Source organism: Mesorhizobium sp. LSJC280B00 (genome assembly GCF_000502835.1).
Taxonomy (GTDB): Bacteria; Pseudomonadota; Alphaproteobacteria; order Rhizobiales; family Rhizobiaceae; genus Mesorhizobium.
On sequence record NZ_AYVL01000021.1, the window covers coordinates 68020 to 82895 of the forward strand.

The window sequence follows — 14876 nt, forward strand, 5'->3', positions numbered from 1 at the left end:
GCTTTAAAACGAATGCCGGCGATCAAGGCATCGACACGCGTAAAGTGTCCCGGGCACTCACACGATCAATGAGGAAATGCCATGCGCGCAGTCGCATTTTTCGCCGCCGTGTCCGTCGCCACCTTTGTCACTACCCAGTCTCAGGCACAGGATGCCGCGGCGGGTGAGAAGGTGTTTGCCAAATGCAAGGTCTGCCACGTCGCAGACAAGGACCAGAACAAGGTCGGTCCGTCCTTGAACGGCGTTATCGGCCGAACGGCCGGGACGCATCCGGGGTTCAGCTATTCCAAGGCCATGACCGAGGCCGGCAAGTCCGGCGTCAAATGGGATGAGGCCACGCTGACGACCTACCTTCGCGATCCCAAGGCGATGGTCAAAGGAACCAAGATGGCGTTTGTCGGCCNATGAGGCCACGCTGACGACCTACCTTCGCGATCCCAAGGCGATGGTCAAAGGAACCAAGATGGCGTTTGTCGGCCTCAAGAAGGACGAGGACATCGCCAACGTCATTGCTTATCTGAAGCAATTCTCCAAATAACGCGGTATCGCCGGCCGTTGGACCGCGCTCGGCCGGCGTTGGCCGGGCTGCGCTTGGGGGTCACGCAGCGTCTTGCAGCCTCTGCATCGCGGAAGGCAGATCGAACAGGCTGTCGCAAACGAGGTCGGCGCCAAGCTCTTCAACGGGAATTTGGCTGTATCCGCCACGCAGCAGAATGACGGCCATGCCGGCGGCGCGGGCGGCGGCCACGTCGGCGCTGCTGTCTCCGACCATCAGCGTGTCACGAGGTTCGACCTGAAGCAGGTCGAGCGCCAGCAACAGCGCGTCTGGCGCCGGTTTCAAGTATGTCACCGCGTCTCCGCCGACGATCGCGCCGAGATATTCCGTCAGCCGAAAATGCAGCAGGATTTCGCGAGCCGCCAGCTGCGGCTTGTTGGTCACCACGGCCATGGCTATTCCGCTCAAATGCAAGTGCGTGAGAACCTCCCTGACGCCAGGCATCAGCCTCGTGCGGCCGGTCAGATGCCTGCGATAGATCGGCGCCATGACGCGGTTGGCCTCATCGAGCGCGCTGCCGAGGAGCGGCGTGCCGGAAGCCGCGAAGGCGCGCTCGACCAGTTTCCTGATGCCGCCGCCGATCATGGTCTTGACCTGATCCAGCCGCAGCGGCGGCAGATCGCGGCCGGCCAGCAATTCGTTGACGGCGGCCGCTATATCAGGCGCCGAATCGACCAGTGTGCCGTCGAGATCGAACAGGATCGCCTTGGGCGAGCGAAACGGCCTGCCTGCGCCGACGTTCATGCAGCATCCTTCCACTTGATCGAACAGCCGATCGAAGCGATCTGGTCAAGCGGTCCGTCGCCGGTTCGGGCAACCTGCTTCATCGCCTCGAACAGGTCGCGCCTCAGCCCGAGCAATTCGGCGTCGCGTCGCGACGCGTCCAGCCGGCCGCGATATTGCAGCGTCAACTCGCTGTTGAGCCCGAAGAAATCCGGGGTGCAAACGGCTCCGTAGGCACGCGCCACCGTCTGGTGCTCGTCATGGAGATAGGGGAAAGTGAAGCCGTTCGTCCTGGCAAAGAGCTTCATATTGTCGAAGGAATCATCTGGATAGGCGTCGCTATCGTTGGAGTTGATCGCGACAAAGCCGATGCCTTCAGCCTTGAGGTCATTGGCGTCGCGCACCATGCGTGAAATCACCGCCTTCACATAGGGGCAGTGATTGCAGATGAAAGCCACCACCAGCCCGTTCGGGCCGGCGTGGCTTAAGATCGAATGCGATGTGCCGTCGACGCCGGGCAAAACGGCGTCGATGGCTCGCCAGCCGAAATCGCAGACAGGTGGGATTGCCGCCAAGATTTCCTCCGATGAAATGGTTTACGCCGCTTTCCGGATCGCCCCGTCGGCCGCCTGCCTGATGGTGCCGATATTGGCGCGATAGGCCGCCTCGGTGCCGCCCTTAAAGATGGCCGAGCCGGCGACCAGCACACTGGCACCGGCCGCGGTGACAAGCGGAGCGGTTTCGGGCGTGACGCCGCCGTCGATCTCTATGTCGATCGGACGATGGCCGACCAGCGCCTTGACCCGCCTGACCTTATCGACGACCGCCGCAATGAAGGCCTGGCCGCCGAAGCCCGGATTGACCGTCATCAGAAGCACCAGATCGAGCCGGTCAAGTACATATTCGATGACGCTTTCCGGCGTTGACGGGTTCAGCGACACGCCGGCCTTCTTGCCGAGATTTCTGATTGCCTGCAGCGAACGGTCGAGATGCGGTCCGGCCTCGGCATGCACCGTAATGATGTCGCAGCCGGCATCGGCGAAGGCGCCGAGATAGGCGTCGGCCGGCGCGATCATCAGGTGGCAGTCGAAGACCTTGTCCGTTCGATTACGGATCGCCTTGACCACCGGCGGACCGAAGGTGATGTTGGGCACGAAATGGCCATCCATCACATCGAGATGGATCCAATCGGCACCCGCCCGGACGACCGCTTCGACCTCGTCGCCGAGCCGCGAGAAGTCCGCGGAAAGCACCGAGGGCGCGATGATTGTCTTGGTATCCATGGTCGTCGGCTCCCATTCTGTCGTCCGTTTCCGGTCGCTGCACACCAACCGCCGTCATCTTGTCAGCGCGCCTTCGTCTCCGGTTCGCCTTCGAGCTTACCTTCCGCGAACACGCGGCTGCCGCGAATATCGGATTCCTCAATGGTGATAAGATCGATTTTCGTCAACGCCCGGTCGCGCGATGCGAAAAGCCGGCTGGCCTGGCGAAGCCGCGCCCGGTCGAGGCTATTGCGAACGGAGCGGGCGTTGGAGAAATGCGGCAGCCGCATGCGGATCGGGAGATACTCTTCGAGCGCCTTGGCCGCCGCTTCGCTGAGACGGTAATTCTGTTCCGCCAGCATGATCTCGGCGATTGATTTGAGTTCGCTGACGCCGTAGTCCGGAAAATCGAGGTGATGGGCGATGCGCGAGCGCATGCCGGGATTGCTGTCGAAGAAGCGGTCCATCTTGTCCTTGTAGCCGGCAAGGATCACAACCAGATCGTCACGGTTGTTTTCCATGCATTGCAGCAGGATTTCGATCGATTCCTGGCCGTAGTCGCGTTCGTTCTCGGGCTTGTAGAGATAGTAGGCCTCGTCGATGAAAAGCACCCCGCCCATGGCGCGCTTGATCACTTCGCGGGTTTTGGGCGCGGTGTGGCCCACATACTGGCCGACGAGATCGTCGCGCGTCACCGCGACCATGTGCCCTTCGCGTACATAGCCAAGACGATGCAGGATTTCGGCCATTCTGAGCGCCACGGTGGTCTTTCCGGTACCGGGATTTCCCGTAAAGTTCATGTGCAGCGTCGGTGCGCCAGAGATCAGCCCGAACTTGCGGCGAAGCCGGTCGACCAGGAGCAGCGCAGCGATCTCGCGGATGCGGTTCTTGATGGGCTTCAGGCCGACGAGTTCGCGGTCGAGCTTGTCCATCACCTCGTCGATGTTGGACGCCTCGAACTCGGCCTGTAGATCAACCGATTCGCCCTGCGCGGCAGCGCTCTTTGCTATCGCGTCCAGCATGGTTCGCCTAGCTCCGTTCGCCTTCGGGCCTGTCGGTCGCATAAGGCACGATCGAATAGCCCTGACTGCGGCCGTCACGCTCTTGGCGCAGCAGCCGGAACCCGGGTTCATTGGGTGGCCGGTTGACGATGAATGACATGCGCGGTGCTTCCCAGCCCTTGGTCGAATCGAAGGCGGTGACCCGGACATACATGTTGGGCATAGCTTTCCGGCAATTGTTGACTTCAAGCAGGATGCCCGCCGGGTCCCTCAGGTCGAACATCGGGTTGCCGTACATTTCCCAATAGGTGTTTCGCGGATGTGGATCGTCCGTGTACTCGACGCTGACCGCCCAGTGGTTTTTCAGTGCGTATTTGATCTGCGCTGAAATCTGCTCATCGGTTAGCTCGGGCAGGAACGAAAACTGTCCCTGCGTGACCTTGTTTCCGGGATTGGTCATCATGGCGACGGTTCCTTTCGTCTAGAAGCTCGGCGTTGCGGTTGGTACAAAGTCGGCCGTGTCGGTCGATTCGTAGTTGAAGGTGACGTCCTTCCACGTCTCCAGGGCCGCCTTGAGCGGCGTGCACCATCTGGCCGCCTGTTCGAGGATTTTGGTCCCTTCGCGCAGATAGTCGCGGCCCTCGTTGCGGGCGAGGATCATCGCCTCCAACGCGACGCGATTGGCCGTCGCGCCGGCCTGGATGCCGTCCGGATGGCCGATCGTGCCGCCGCCGAACTGCAGGATGACGTCCTCGCCGAGATAATGGATCAACTGGTGCATCTGGCCGGCATGGATGCCACCGGAGGCGACGGGCATCACCTTGTTGAGCGAGGCCCAGTCCTGATCGAAGAACAGCCCGGTTTCGAGGTTCTGCGGCGTGCGCTCCTCGCGCAGCGTGTCATAAAACCCCTTGATCATAAGCGGGTCGCCTTCCAGCTTGCCGACCACCGTGCCGGCATGGATGTGATCGACGCCGGCCATCCGCATCCATTTGCAGATGACGCGAAAATTCATGCCGTGGTTCTTCTGGCGCGAATAGGTCGAGTTGCCGGCCCGGTGGAGGTGCAGGATCATGTCGTTGCGGCGTGCCCACTTGGCCATCGACTGGATCGCCGTGTAGCCAATGACGAGGTCGATCATGACGATGCAGGAGCCAAGCTGTTTTGCAAATTCGGCGCGCTCGTACATGTCCTCCATCGTGCCGGCGGTGACGTTGAGATAATGGCCCTTGACTTCGCCGGTGGCAGCCGACGCCTTGTTCACTGCCTCCATGCAGTAGAGGAAACGGTCGCGCCAATGCATGAAGGGCTGTGAGTTGATGTTCTCGTCGTCCTTGACGAAGTCGAGGCCACCCTTCAGCGCCTCGTAGACGACGCGGCCATAGTTGCGGCCGGACAGGCCAAGCTTCGGCTTCGTCGTCGCGCCGAGCAGCGGCCGGCCGAACTTGTCGAGCCGCTCGCGTTCCACCACGATGCCGGTCGCCGGGCCCTGGAAGGTCTTGAGGTAAGCCACCGGAATGCGCATGTCCTCGAGCCGCAAGGCCTTGACGGCCTTGAAGCCGAACACGTTGCCGATGATCGATGCAGTCAGGTTGGCGATGGAGCCGGGCTCGAACAGGTCGAGGTCGTAGGCGATATAGGCGAAGTACTGCTGCTCGATCCTGGTGCCTGGACCTGTGTTCGGCACCGGCTCGGATTTGAATGCCTTGGCGCGGTAGAGCTCGCAGGCGGTCAGCCTGTCGGTCCACACCACGGTCCATGTCGCGGTAGAGGATTCACCGGCGATGGCGGCGGCTGCCTCCTCGTGGTCGACGCCGGGCTGCGGCGTGATCCGAAACATGGCGATCAGGTCGGTCTCCTTGGGCCGGTAGTCCGGCTCCCAGTAGCCCATCTTCTTGTAGGGGATGACGCCCGACCTGTAGCGTTCCTTGCCTTCCTTGAGCGTGCCTGCTGAGGGCATGTCGATCTTGTTCATGGCAGGTCTCCTGTTTGCCGCTCAGGCGGCTTTCGCGGTTGCGATTTGGGGGTCGAGCTTTCCTGCGGCGTAACGTTTCGCCATCTCATCCATGGCGATCACCCTGATCTTCGACGCGTGGCCTGCGGTGCCGAAGCGTTCGAAGCGATCGCGGCACAGGTCGCGCAGGGCGTCCATGGCGGGTTTCAGGAATTTACGCGGATCGAATTCGCGCGGGTCCTCCGTCGCAACGCGGCGGAACTGCCCGGCCATGGCCATTCGGCAATCGGTGTCGATGTTGACCTTGCGCACGCCGTAGCGGATGCCGCGCTCGATTTCCTCGACCGGGACGCCAAAGGTCTGGGGCATCTCGCCGCCATAGTTGTTGATGATGTCCTGCAGTTCCTGCGGCACGGAGGAAGACCCGTGCATGACCAGATGCGTGTTGGGCAGCTTTTCGTGGATCGCCTCGATCACCTGCATGGCCAGGATGCCGCCGTCAGGCTTGCGGCTGAATTTATAGGCACCGTGTGAGGTACCGCAGGCGATCGCCAGCGCGTCGACCCGGGTGGCGGTCACGAAGTCGACCGCCTGGTCGGGATCGGTCAAAAGCTGGTCATGGGAAAGCGCCCCTTCGGCGCCGTGCCCGTCCTCGGCCTCGCCCTGGCCGGTCTCCAGCGAGCCGAGCACGCCGAGCTCGCCTTCGACCGAAGCGCCGACCCAATGCGCCATGCGTGCGACACGTTCGGTGATGGCGACGTTGTAGTCGTAGCTCGCCGGCGTCTTGGCATCCGCCATCAGCGATCCGTCCATCATCACCGAGGTGAAGCCGTGGCGGATCGCCGACAGGCAGGTGGCTTCGTTGTTGCCATGATCCTGATGGATGCAGAGCGGAATGGCCGGATGGATTTCGGTCAACGCCTCCATCATTTTGGCCAGCATGATGTCATTGGCATAGGAACGGGCGCCGCGTGAGGCCTGGATGATAACCGGCGCATCGCAGGCCCTGGCGGCCTCCATGATGGCGAGGCCCTGTTCCATGTTGTTGATGTTGAATGCCGGCACCCCGTAGCCGTGCTCGGCGGCATGGTCGAGAAGCTGGCGAAGGGTGATGCGGGCCATTGTCGGTTTCTCCTAGATGATGAGCTTCAGCGCCGCTGCCGCGACGGCTTCGGGCGTGATGTCGAAATGCCGGTAGAGATCCGGGGCAGGGGCGCTGGCGCCGAAACCGGCCATGCCGACGAAAGTGCCGGTGTCGCCGATCCAGCGGTCCCAGCCGAGCCGTGCTGCGGCTTCGATGGCAATGCGGGGCGCCGAGCCGAGGACGGCCTTGCGGGTGCCGGCGTCCTGCTCCTCGAAAAGCTCCCAGCACGGCATCGAGACAACCGCCGCGGCGACGCCGTGCTCGGACTCCAGCCGTTCGGCGGCGGCAACCGCGATTTCGACCTCCGAGCCGGTGGCGATCAGCGTCACCGCGCGGTGCCCGGCTGGCTCGCGCAGGATGTAGGCGCCCCGGCTCGACCGGTTCTCGTCGCTGTGTGGCTCGCCGCTAGGTGCTTGGCGCAGCATCGGCAGGTTCTGGCGCGAGAGCACCAGCACGCTCGGCCGCTTCTCGCTTCTCAGCGCCAGTTCCCAGCACTCCGCCGTTTCGATGATGTCGGCCGGGCGGAAGACGTTGAGGTTTGGCGTCGCCCGCAGCATCGCCAGGTGCTCGACCGGCTGGTGGGTCGGGCCGTCCTCGCCGAGACCAATGGAATCATGCGTCATCACATAGATGACGCGCTGGCCCATGAGCGCCGAGAGCCGCATCGCGCCGCGCGCATAGTCGGCGAAGCACAGGAACGTGCCGCCATAAGGCACGAAGCCGCCATGCAGTGCGATGCCGTTCATGGCTGCGGCCATGCCGTGCTCGCGGATTCCATAGTGGATGTAGCGGCCGGCGTAGTCGCCCGGCGCGATGCGGTTCATACCCTTGGTGATCGTCAGGTTCGAATGCGTCAGATCGGCGGAGCCGCCGACGGTCAGTTCGGTTGCGCCATTGATCGCAGCGAGTGCCATTTCCGAGGCTTTTCGCGTTGCAACCTTGGTCGCCTTCCCGACATGCTCCTTGCGGAAAGCGCCGAGTGCTTCGAAGACCGCGTCGGGCAGGGCGCCGGCGACCGCGCTCTCGAAGGCCTGCCGCCGTGGTGAGGCGGCAAGCCGCTGCTCCCAGGCGCGGCGTGCCGCTTGACCGCGGCCGGCAATCTCGCGCCAGGCGAAAAGGATATCGTCCGGCACCTCGAACGGCGCGAAGGCCCAGCCGATGTTTTCGCGCGTCGCGGCGATCTCCGCATCGCCCAGCGGCGCGCCATGCGTCTTTTCCGAACCGCCCAGATTGGGCGCTCCCTTGCCGATCACCGTGCGGCAGGCGATCAGAGACGGCTGGTCCGATTGCTGCGCCGCTTCGATTGCCGCCGCAACGGTTTCGGTGTCGTGGCCGTTCACCGACTGGACATGCCATCCAGCGGCTTTGAACCGCGCCGGCTGGTCCATCGATGTCGACAGGGAAGTGGGCCCGTCGATCGAGATCGCATTGTCGTCCCAAAAGACGATCAGCCGGGAGAGCTTCAGGTGACCGGCAAGATCGATCGCCTCGTGGCTGATGCCTTCCTGCAGGCAGCCGTCGCCGGCGATCGCGTAGGTGAAATGGTCGACGAGATCGGCGCCGTGGCGGGCAGCAAGCATGCGCTCCGCCAGCGCCATGCCGACGGCGGTCGAAATGCCTTGTCCAAGCGGGCCGGTCGTCGTCTCGATGCCAAGCGCATGGCCATATTCCGGATGTCCGGCGGTGCGGCTGCCCAGCTGGCGAAACCGCTGCAATTCCTCGATCGGCATGTCTTCAAAGCCTAGCAGGTAATGCAGCGCATACTGCAGCATCGAGCCGTGCCCGGCCGACAGCACGAAGCGGTCACGATCGGGCCAGTTGGGGGCCGACGGATCGATATTGATGAAGCGGCTGAACAGCACCGTTGCGACATCGGCCATGCCCATCGGCATGCCCGGATGACCGGAATTGGCCTTTTGGACGCTGTCCATCGCCAGTGCGCGAATGGCGTTGGCCATGTCGCGCTCCGAGACGGCGGCGACGGGCTTCAGTGCTGCTGCCTGGCTGTTCATGGCGTCCTCCTCACGACACACGGTTCTTGCGTTCGATCAATTGCAGGATGAGCGGCGTCAGGATCAGCTGCATGGCAAGGTCGAGCTTGTTGCCGGGCACCACTATGGAATTCGGCCGCGACATGAACGAGTCGTGGATCATCGAAAGCAGGTAGGGGAAATCGATGCCGCGGGGATTGGCGAAGCGGATGACCAGCATCGATTCGTCGGGCGTCGGAATCCAGCGCGCGATGAATGGATTGGACGTGTCGACGATCGGCACGCGCTGGAAGTTGATGGCGGTCTGCGAAAACTGCGGGACGATGTAGCGGACATAGTCCGGCATGCGGCGCAGGATCACGTCCATCACTGCCTCCGTGGAATAGCCGCGCGTTGCGCGGTCGCGATGGATCTTCTGGATCCATTCGAGATTTATGACCGGCACCACGCCGATCTTGAGATCCGCGTGCCTCGCCAGGTTGATCTTGTCGGTGACGACGCAGCCATGCAGCCCCTCGTAGAAGAGCAGGTCGCTCGGCGGAAATTCGCGCCATTCGGTGAAATGTCCCGGCGGCGTGCCGTACTGCTTCTCCTCATCCTCGTCATGGATGTATGTGCGGGTCTTTCCGGTTCCCCGGCGGCCATATTCCTCGAATACCTCTTCGAGGATTGCCAGTTCATTGGCCTCGGCGTGGAAGTGGGTGAAGTTCGGATTGCCCGCCTTTTCCTCCTCGGCCACCTTCGCCTTCATCGTGGCGCGGTCGTAGCGATGGAAAGCATCGCCTTCGATGAAGGCGGCCCCGATGTTCTCGCGCCGGAAGATCAGTTCGAAGATGCGCTTGACAGAGGTGGTGCCTGCGCCCGACGACCCGGTGATGGTAATGATGGGGTGCTTTGCCGACATGGTCTTCAGGCCCTGAAAAGGCCGCGGCGGCTGAACAGCGGCGCGCGCTCGCCGATGGCGCTCGGCTCGGTGTGGTAGCGGGTGATGCGCGCGACTTCCCGCGCCGATCCGAAAACCATGGGCACGCGCTGGTGCAGGCTCTCGGGTTCGATTTCGAGGATGCGGGTGATCGTATCGGTGGCGGCACCGCCCGCCTGTTCGACGAGATAAGCGATCGGGTTTGCCTCATAGACGAGGCGAAGTCGCCCCTGCCTGTAGCCCTTGCGCTTGTCGCCTGGATACAGGAATACGCCGCCGCGCATCAATATGCGGTAACAGTCCGCGACCAGGGAGGCGATCCAGCGCATGTTGAAGTCCTTCTCACGTGGGCCTTCGGTACCTTCGAGGCAGTCGTCGATGTAGAGCCTCACCGCCTCGTCCCAGTGCCGGTAGTTGGCGGCGTTGATGGCGAATTCCTGGGTACGCTGGGGGATGACCCGGCTCTCATAGGCCTGGACGAAGGTGCCGAGCCTGGTCGAGAGAACGAAGACATGCGTACCGCTGCCGAGCGACAGAACCAGCGCCAGCTGCGGGCCGTAGATGAAGAAACCGGCGCCCAGCTGGTTCACGCCTGCCTGCAAAAACGAGGCGGCCGGATTCCCATCCGGCGCACCAATTGCAGGGAGGAGCGAGAAGACCGTTCCGATCGACACGTTGGTGTCGATGTTGGATGAGCCGTCGAGCGGGTCGATGGCGATGGCAAGAGGCGCTTGCCTGTCGAGCAGCACCGGCTGCTCCAGTTCCTCGGAAGCGTAGAGCGCGACCGGAGCGCGGCGCATGGCGTCGAGGAAGATGTCATCGGCGAAGACATCGAGATCCTTCTGGATGTCGCCGTCAGCATTGGCGCCGCGGGCTCCGGCAAAGGCCGTGCCGAGCACCCCTTGATTGATGGTGTTGCGGATCGTGGTGGCCGCCTGCGTCAGCTGACGGATGGTCGCTACGACGGCGGAGCGCAGTTCGTCCGGCTCGCCAAGATAGGAGTTCAGAAAAGCGTCGAGCGTTGCCGCTGGCATCGTAACCTCCCGATCCAGCCGCCTCTCCTCGGGTCGGCCGGATTGGGAAAGGAGAACAAACGACGTTGGATAAGTAAAATTCAATAACTTTACTCAGGCAATAAAAAAATTTTAGTATGCCCTATGAGAAACCTCACGCTCAAGCAGTTCAAGACCGTTCAGGCAATCATCAGCCACGGAAAAATCGTCAGCGCGGCCAAGGTGTTAGGCCTGTCTCCTCCAGCGGTAACGATCCAGTTGCGGCAGGTGGAGGAGGAGTTCCAACTGGCCTTGTTCGACCGGACGTCGGACGGCATGCGTCCCACTGCCGCAGGTCTGGCCTTCGTCGAGACGGCACAGGCCATCGAGGAGCGGCTTCGTCTGCTCGAAGACAAGATGGATGCGATCAAGGGCGTGCGCGCCGGCAGCTTGCGGCTCGGCGTCGTTTCCACGGCCAAATATTTCGCGCCGCGGCTGATGGCCGCCTTCATGAAGGAACATCCCGACATCGACATGCGGCTTGCCATTGGTAATCGCGCCGAGACGATCGACAATCTGAAGAACCACGACATCGATATCGCGCTGATGGGACGCCCGGCGAAGGAAGTCCCGGTGCGTGCTTCGGTCTTCGGCGATCACCCGCTGGTCATCATCGCACCGCCCGACCACCCGCTGGCGTCGGCACGCGACATTTCCAAGGAGCGGATCGCCGAGGAGCATTTCCTCATTCGCGAGCCCGGCTCCGGCACGCGCATCTCGCTGGAAATATTTTTGAGCGACGTGCCTGGCCGCATCGACGATCTCGGCGTCGAGATGGGCTCGAACGAGACGATCAAACAGGCGGTGATGGCCGGGCTCGGCATCGCCTTCATCTCTGCCCACACCATCGCCGCGGAAATCGAGGCTGGCCGGCTGGTCATCCTCGACGTCGTCGGCATGCCGATCCGCCGGCAATGGTTTTCGGTGATGCGCAGCGATCACGCGATCTCGCCGGCGATGGCGACCTTCCACGATTTCCTGATGCGCAAGGGCGCGATGTACCTGCCACTGTTCGGCAAGCTCTATCCGCACGAGGAACTGAACAGTAGAGGTCGCGCGAGTTAGGGCGCGCGGTCCAGGCAAACGCTTCAGACAAACGATGGTGTGTATCAGCGGCTGATCGGCTGTGACCTCCTGACCGATGTTCACGAGCCGAGGCATCGCTGGTGGCACGCATTTGCGGAGCCGAGGCGACCGCCCTCCAAGTGCTGGGCCACGGGGTAGCGCCCCCGCGTTCACGGAACGGGTGGGCTTTGACTGAGCGTCTGCTAGCCTACAATTGGTTCGGCGACAGCTTCTTCGAGGCCAGCTGCCGCTTGGGCGGCAAGACCGCCGGCCGCTGCTTGTGAATCGTAAAATTCCTCAAGTGCATAGACTCTGCCCCACTGCAGGGTGAACACGTGGAGACCACGGTTGACGTACGACGCGTCGCCATTGAGCAGCGTTGCGGTGCCGTCCCACTGGGCAAACACGGTAGTATGCCACGGCCAGCCCTTCACCCAGATGTGGTTGACCGTGAGATGGAGATTGGGCAGGACGCGGCCGAGGCGCTCAAACCAGCGGCGCATGGCTTCTTTGTCGTGGCGCTCACCACCAAGCGCGTGGGCGCCGGAAACGCGGTGATGGACATGCAGCGCGAGTGCCTTCACCGCCTCATCCCAGCGATGGTTGTTGACGTGGTCGAAGCTCTCTCGGATCGATTTCTCGACAAAATAACTGTATAGCATTTGACCTCTCCCCAAACTTATTCGATGGCGTGATCGAGGCACCGTGTGGCGAGCCGAGCGGACGCGAGAGCCCACGGCCAGCAGCACGCCGGCTGCGGTCTGAACTTCGGCTCAGCGTATTGTCGCGTCGGCTCGCAGATGCATGTCAGTCTCGGTCGAGACCGTCACCTCATCCCCGGACCTTGAGAACGCGTAGAGCGAGTCCTGGTGGCCCGGCATGGAAAATGCCACGGAGTCGTCGTCGGCGAGGCCCATGACGACGCGCAGCGGATCGCCCCCGGTCTTCGGCGCGAAGGTGGCGGTGACCTCCAGGAGGCCGCCGTCGACCGGGACGTAGTAGACCACCATGTCAAGGTGTCCCTCGTGCAGGCTGCCGCCCTCGATCGGGCGTCCGATGGTGGCTTCCTCGGCAAAAGCCGGGGCCGCAAGAAACAGCGCAGCCAGGAGCGATGCGCTCAAGGTTTTGCGGATCATTTCGTATCTCCTTTTTAGATTGCGTTCGAACTCTATATAGGCTATAGATTACGAAAGCAATCTAAAAAAGAGGTCAACAATGCGCGTAAGTCGTACTCAGGCAGCGGAAAACCGAGAAACCGTAATCAACGTGGCAAGCCGCCTTTTTCGGGAGCGCGGCTTTGATGGTATCGGCCTTAAGGATCTGATGAAGGGTGCCGGACTGACCCAAGGCGCGTTTTACAAGCAGTTCGCATCCAAGGACGACCTGGCGGCGCAGGCGTCCAGGCGGGCGATGGAGAGCGCCACCCGTCGATGGTCGGCCGCGACTGCGGCAAACCCTGATGATCCGCTTGGCGCGGTGATCGCGTTCTACCTCAGTATGGACCATCGCGGAGAAAAGATGGACGGCTGCCCGATCGTGGCGCTCGGCTCGGATGCCGCCAGACAGGGCAAGGACGTGAAAGCGCCGTTCGAAGCCGGGATCAAGGAGCATCTCGAGATCCTCGGCCGTTTCATTGCTGAGACCAGTGACGGGGAGTTCGATGGCAGGGCCATGGCCATTCTCTCGACGATGGTCGGTGCGCTGATGTTATCGCGCGTCATCAACGATCCTGACCTCGCGCAGGCCTTTCTGGATGCGGCGGCCAATCAGGTTCGTGAATCAGCCGGCGCTTGAACGGCGTCGCGGCGCCTGCGGCGCGCCCGAACTGACAGGAAAATAGATGCGACGGATTGTTGTTACGGGCATGGGAGCGGTTACGCCCCTTGCTGCCGATGTTGAAACGTCCTGGTCGCGTCTCCTGGCCGGCCGCTCGGGCATCCGGAGGCTTGCGGATGATGTGGTGTGCGACCTGCCGGCGAAGGTCGGCGGGGTGGTGCCCTCCACAGAAGAAGATCCGGACGCTGGTTTCGATCCGGAAGCCATCCTTCCGCCGAAGGATCAGCGCAAGGGAGACCGGTTCATTCTCTTTGCGCTGGCCGCGGCACAAGAGGCGCTCGCCCAAGCAAGATGGGCCCCCGTCTCGGAAGCGGATCGCTTGCGCACGGCCACGATCATCGCCTCGGGCGTCGGCGGGTTCCCGGCCATAACCGAGGCGGTGCGCACGGTCGACCGGCGCGGCGTCCGCCGTCTATCACCTTTTACGGTGCCGTCCTTCCTGGTGAACCTCGCGGCAGGCCACGTCTCGATCCGCTATGGCTTCAAAGGTCCGCTCGGTGCACCCGTAACGGCGTGCGCGGCCGGCATTCAGGCGATCGGCGATGCGGCTCGCCTAATCCGCGCCAACGAGGCCGATATTGCCGTGTGCGGCGGGACGGAAGCATGCATGAATCTTGTCAGCCTCGGTGGGTTTGCGGCGGCACGCTCTCTTTCGACGTCCTTTAATCACCGTCCTGATGAGGCCTCCCGACCGTTCGACAAGTCGCGGGACGGCTTCGTCATGGGCGAAGGAGCCGGCATGCTGGTCATCGAGGAATTGAGCCACGCGCTGGCGCGCGGCGCAAGACCGCTGGCCGAGCTTGTCGGCTACGGCACGACGGCGGATGCTCATCACGTCACCTCCGGTCCCGAGGACGGCGACGGTGCGCGCCGGGCCATGGAGATCGCAATCGCCCAAGCAGGGATTTCGCCCCGCGAGGTTCGTCATCTCAATGCCCATGCGACCTCCACGCCGGTGGGCGACCTGGGTGAGATCGAAGCGATCAAGAGCGTGTTCGGGCGCGATTTCGCGATAGCTGTCAGTGCAACGAAATCGGCGACCGGACACCTGCTCGGAGCCGCCGGCGGGCTCGGAGCAATCTTCGCAATCCTGGCGCTCAGGGATCAGATGGCACCGCCGACCCTCAATCTGAGCGCTCCCGATCCGGCCGGCGACGGGATCGACTTCGTCGCAAACCGGGCCCGGCCGATGGCGATGGGCTATGCAATCTCCAATGGCTTCGGCTTCGGAGGCGTTAATGCCAGCGCGCTGTTCCGGCGCTGGACGGATGATCTGGCCGGCGCGAGTACCGGAGGCGCTCATGATTGACGCCTTTCGCTCCGACCTGTCGTGCTTCTCCCACGCCAATCCAAAACGAAGAAAGAAGTGA

16 protein-coding genes are annotated in these 14876 nt (G+C 62.7%); 4 read left to right on the forward strand and 12 right to left on the reverse strand.

Annotated elements, in window-relative coordinates; all coding sequences use genetic code 11:
- Positions 1-81: 81 nt before the first annotated feature.
- A complete protein-coding gene (locus X773_RS0138705) occupies positions 82-408 on the forward strand; it encodes a cytochrome c family protein (protein ID WP_051406193.1) in 327 nt (108 codons plus the stop codon).
- Between the two features lie 190 nt (positions 409-598).
- On the opposite strand, the gene gph is transcribed toward X773_RS0138705, so the two are convergent.
- The 10 genes from gph to X773_RS64310 form a co-directional block, all read right to left on the reverse strand.
- Positions 599-1300 carry a phosphoglycolate phosphatase gene (gene gph, locus X773_RS64265; protein ID WP_023678831.1) on the reverse strand — a complete coding sequence of 234 codons (702 nt, stop codon included), beginning with the start codon at positions 1298-1300 and terminating at the stop codon, positions 599-601.
- Entirely contained in the window at positions 1297-1854 is a 558-nt protein-coding gene (locus X773_RS64270; RefSeq protein ID WP_023678832.1) for a thioredoxin family protein, read from the reverse strand. Before X773_RS64270 ends, gph begins: the two co-directional genes overlap by 4 nt.
- Positions 1855-1875: 21 nt before the next feature.
- Entirely contained in the window at positions 1876-2562 is a 687-nt protein-coding gene (gene rpe, locus X773_RS64275; protein ID WP_023678833.1) for a ribulose-phosphate 3-epimerase, read from the reverse strand.
- A gap of 62 nt (positions 2563-2624) precedes the next feature.
- Positions 2625-3563: a CbbX protein gene (gene cbbX, locus X773_RS64280; protein WP_023678834.1), complete on the reverse strand. Its 939-nt coding sequence runs from the start codon at positions 3561-3563 to the stop codon at positions 2625-2627.
- Positions 3564-3570: 7 nt separating this feature from the next.
- Positions 3571-4005: a ribulose bisphosphate carboxylase small subunit gene (locus tag X773_RS64285; protein ID WP_023678835.1), complete on the reverse strand. Its 435-nt coding sequence runs from the start codon at positions 4003-4005 to the stop codon at positions 3571-3573.
- Between the two features lie 18 nt (positions 4006-4023).
- Positions 4024-5502, reverse strand: a complete 1479-nt coding sequence (locus tag X773_RS64290; protein WP_023678836.1) for a ribulose-bisphosphate carboxylase large subunit — start codon at positions 5500-5502, stop codon at positions 4024-4026.
- Positions 5503-5538: 36 nt separating this feature from the next.
- On the reverse strand, positions 5539-6618 hold the full coding sequence (fba, locus tag X773_RS64295; protein ID WP_023678837.1) for a class II fructose-bisphosphate aldolase: 1080 nt from the start codon (positions 6616-6618) through the stop codon (positions 5539-5541).
- Between the two features lie 12 nt (positions 6619-6630).
- Positions 6631-8652 carry a transketolase gene (gene tkt, locus X773_RS64300; protein WP_023678838.1) on the reverse strand — a complete coding sequence of 674 codons (2022 nt, stop codon included), beginning with the start codon at positions 8650-8652 and terminating at the stop codon, positions 6631-6633.
- Positions 8653-8662: 10 nt separating this feature from the next.
- Positions 8663-9535: a phosphoribulokinase gene (locus X773_RS64305; protein ID WP_023678839.1), complete on the reverse strand. Its 873-nt coding sequence runs from the start codon at positions 9533-9535 to the stop codon at positions 8663-8665.
- Between the two features lie 5 nt (positions 9536-9540).
- Positions 9541-10587: a class 1 fructose-bisphosphatase gene (locus X773_RS64310; protein ID WP_023678840.1), complete on the reverse strand. Its 1047-nt coding sequence runs from the start codon at positions 10585-10587 to the stop codon at positions 9541-9543.
- 123 nt (positions 10588-10710) lie between these two features.
- On the opposite strand from X773_RS64310, the gene X773_RS64315 reads away from it, so the two are divergent.
- The gene (locus X773_RS64315; protein ID WP_023678841.1) at positions 10711-11670 is read left to right on the forward strand and encodes a LysR family transcriptional regulator; all 960 of its coding nucleotides are present in this window, start codon (positions 10711-10713) and stop codon (positions 11668-11670) included.
- A gap of 203 nt (positions 11671-11873) precedes the next feature.
- On the opposite strand, the gene X773_RS64320 is transcribed toward X773_RS64315, so the two are convergent.
- Together X773_RS64320 and X773_RS64325 are read right to left on the reverse strand one after the other, a co-directional pair.
- On the reverse strand, positions 11874-12332 hold the full coding sequence (locus X773_RS64320) for a nuclear transport factor 2 family protein (RefSeq protein ID WP_023678842.1): 459 nt from the start codon (positions 12330-12332) through the stop codon (positions 11874-11876).
- Between the two features lie 111 nt (positions 12333-12443).
- A complete protein-coding gene (locus tag X773_RS64325) occupies positions 12444-12806 on the reverse strand; it encodes a hypothetical protein (protein ID WP_023678843.1) in 363 nt (120 codons plus the stop codon).
- 79 nt (positions 12807-12885) lie between these two features.
- Between X773_RS64325 and X773_RS64330 the strand changes: the two genes are divergently transcribed.
- Together X773_RS64330 and fabF are read left to right on the forward strand one after the other, a co-directional pair.
- Positions 12886-13464, forward strand: a complete 579-nt coding sequence (locus X773_RS64330; protein ID WP_023678844.1) for a TetR/AcrR family transcriptional regulator — start codon at positions 12886-12888, stop codon at positions 13462-13464.
- 46 nt (positions 13465-13510) lie between these two features.
- The gene (gene fabF / locus X773_RS64335) at positions 13511-14815 is read left to right on the forward strand and encodes a beta-ketoacyl-ACP synthase II (RefSeq protein ID WP_023678845.1); all 1305 of its coding nucleotides are present in this window, start codon (positions 13511-13513) and stop codon (positions 14813-14815) included.
- Positions 14816-14876 lie beyond the last annotated feature (61 nt).

Bases quoted from the DNA above. Each gene is read 5' to 3' on its own strand.
- gph (WP_023678831.1), bottom strand. From the start codon at position 1,300: ATGAACGTCGGCGCAGGCAGGCCGTTTCGCTCGCCCAAGGCGATCCTG.
- rpe (WP_023678833.1), bottom strand. From the start codon at position 2,562: ATGGATACCAAGACAATCATCGCGCCCTCGGTGCTTTCCGCGGACTTC.
- cbbX (WP_023678834.1), bottom strand. From the start codon at position 3,563: ATGCTGGACGCGATAGCAAAGAGCGCTGCCGCGCAGGGCGAATCGGTT.
- X773_RS64285 (WP_023678835.1), bottom strand. From the start codon at position 4,005: ATGATGACCAATCCCGGAAACAAGGTCACGCAGGGACAGTTTTCGTTC.
- X773_RS64290 (WP_023678836.1), bottom strand. From the start codon at position 5,502: ATGCCCTCAGCAGGCACGCTCAAGGAAGGCAAGGAACGCTACAGGTCG.
- fba (WP_023678837.1), bottom strand. From the start codon at position 6,618: ATGGCCCGCATCACCCTTCGCCAGCTTCTCGACCATGCCGCCGAGCAC.
- tkt (WP_023678838.1), bottom strand. From the start codon at position 8,652: ATGAACAGCCAGGCAGCAGCACTGAAGCCCGTCGCCGCCGTCTCGGAG.
- X773_RS64305 (WP_023678839.1), bottom strand. From the start codon at position 9,535: ATGTCGGCAAAGCACCCCATCATTACCATCACCGGGTCGTCGGGCGCA.
- X773_RS64310 (WP_023678840.1), bottom strand. From the start codon at position 10,587: ATGCCAGCGGCAACGCTCGACGCTTTTCTGAACTCCTATCTTGGCGAG.
- X773_RS64315 (WP_023678841.1), top strand. From the start codon at position 10,711: ATGAGAAACCTCACGCTCAAGCAGTTCAAGACCGTTCAGGCAATCATC.
- X773_RS64320 (WP_023678842.1), bottom strand. From the start codon at position 12,332: ATGCTATACAGTTATTTTGTCGAGAAATCGATCCGAGAGAGCTTCGAC.
- X773_RS64325 (WP_023678843.1), bottom strand. From the start codon at position 12,806: ATGATCCGCAAAACCTTGAGCGCATCGCTCCTGGCTGCGCTGTTTCTT.
- X773_RS64330 (WP_023678844.1), top strand. From the start codon at position 12,886: ATGCGCGTAAGTCGTACTCAGGCAGCGGAAAACCGAGAAACCGTAATC.
- fabF (WP_023678845.1), top strand. From the start codon at position 13,511: ATGCGACGGATTGTTGTTACGGGCATGGGAGCGGTTACGCCCCTTGCT.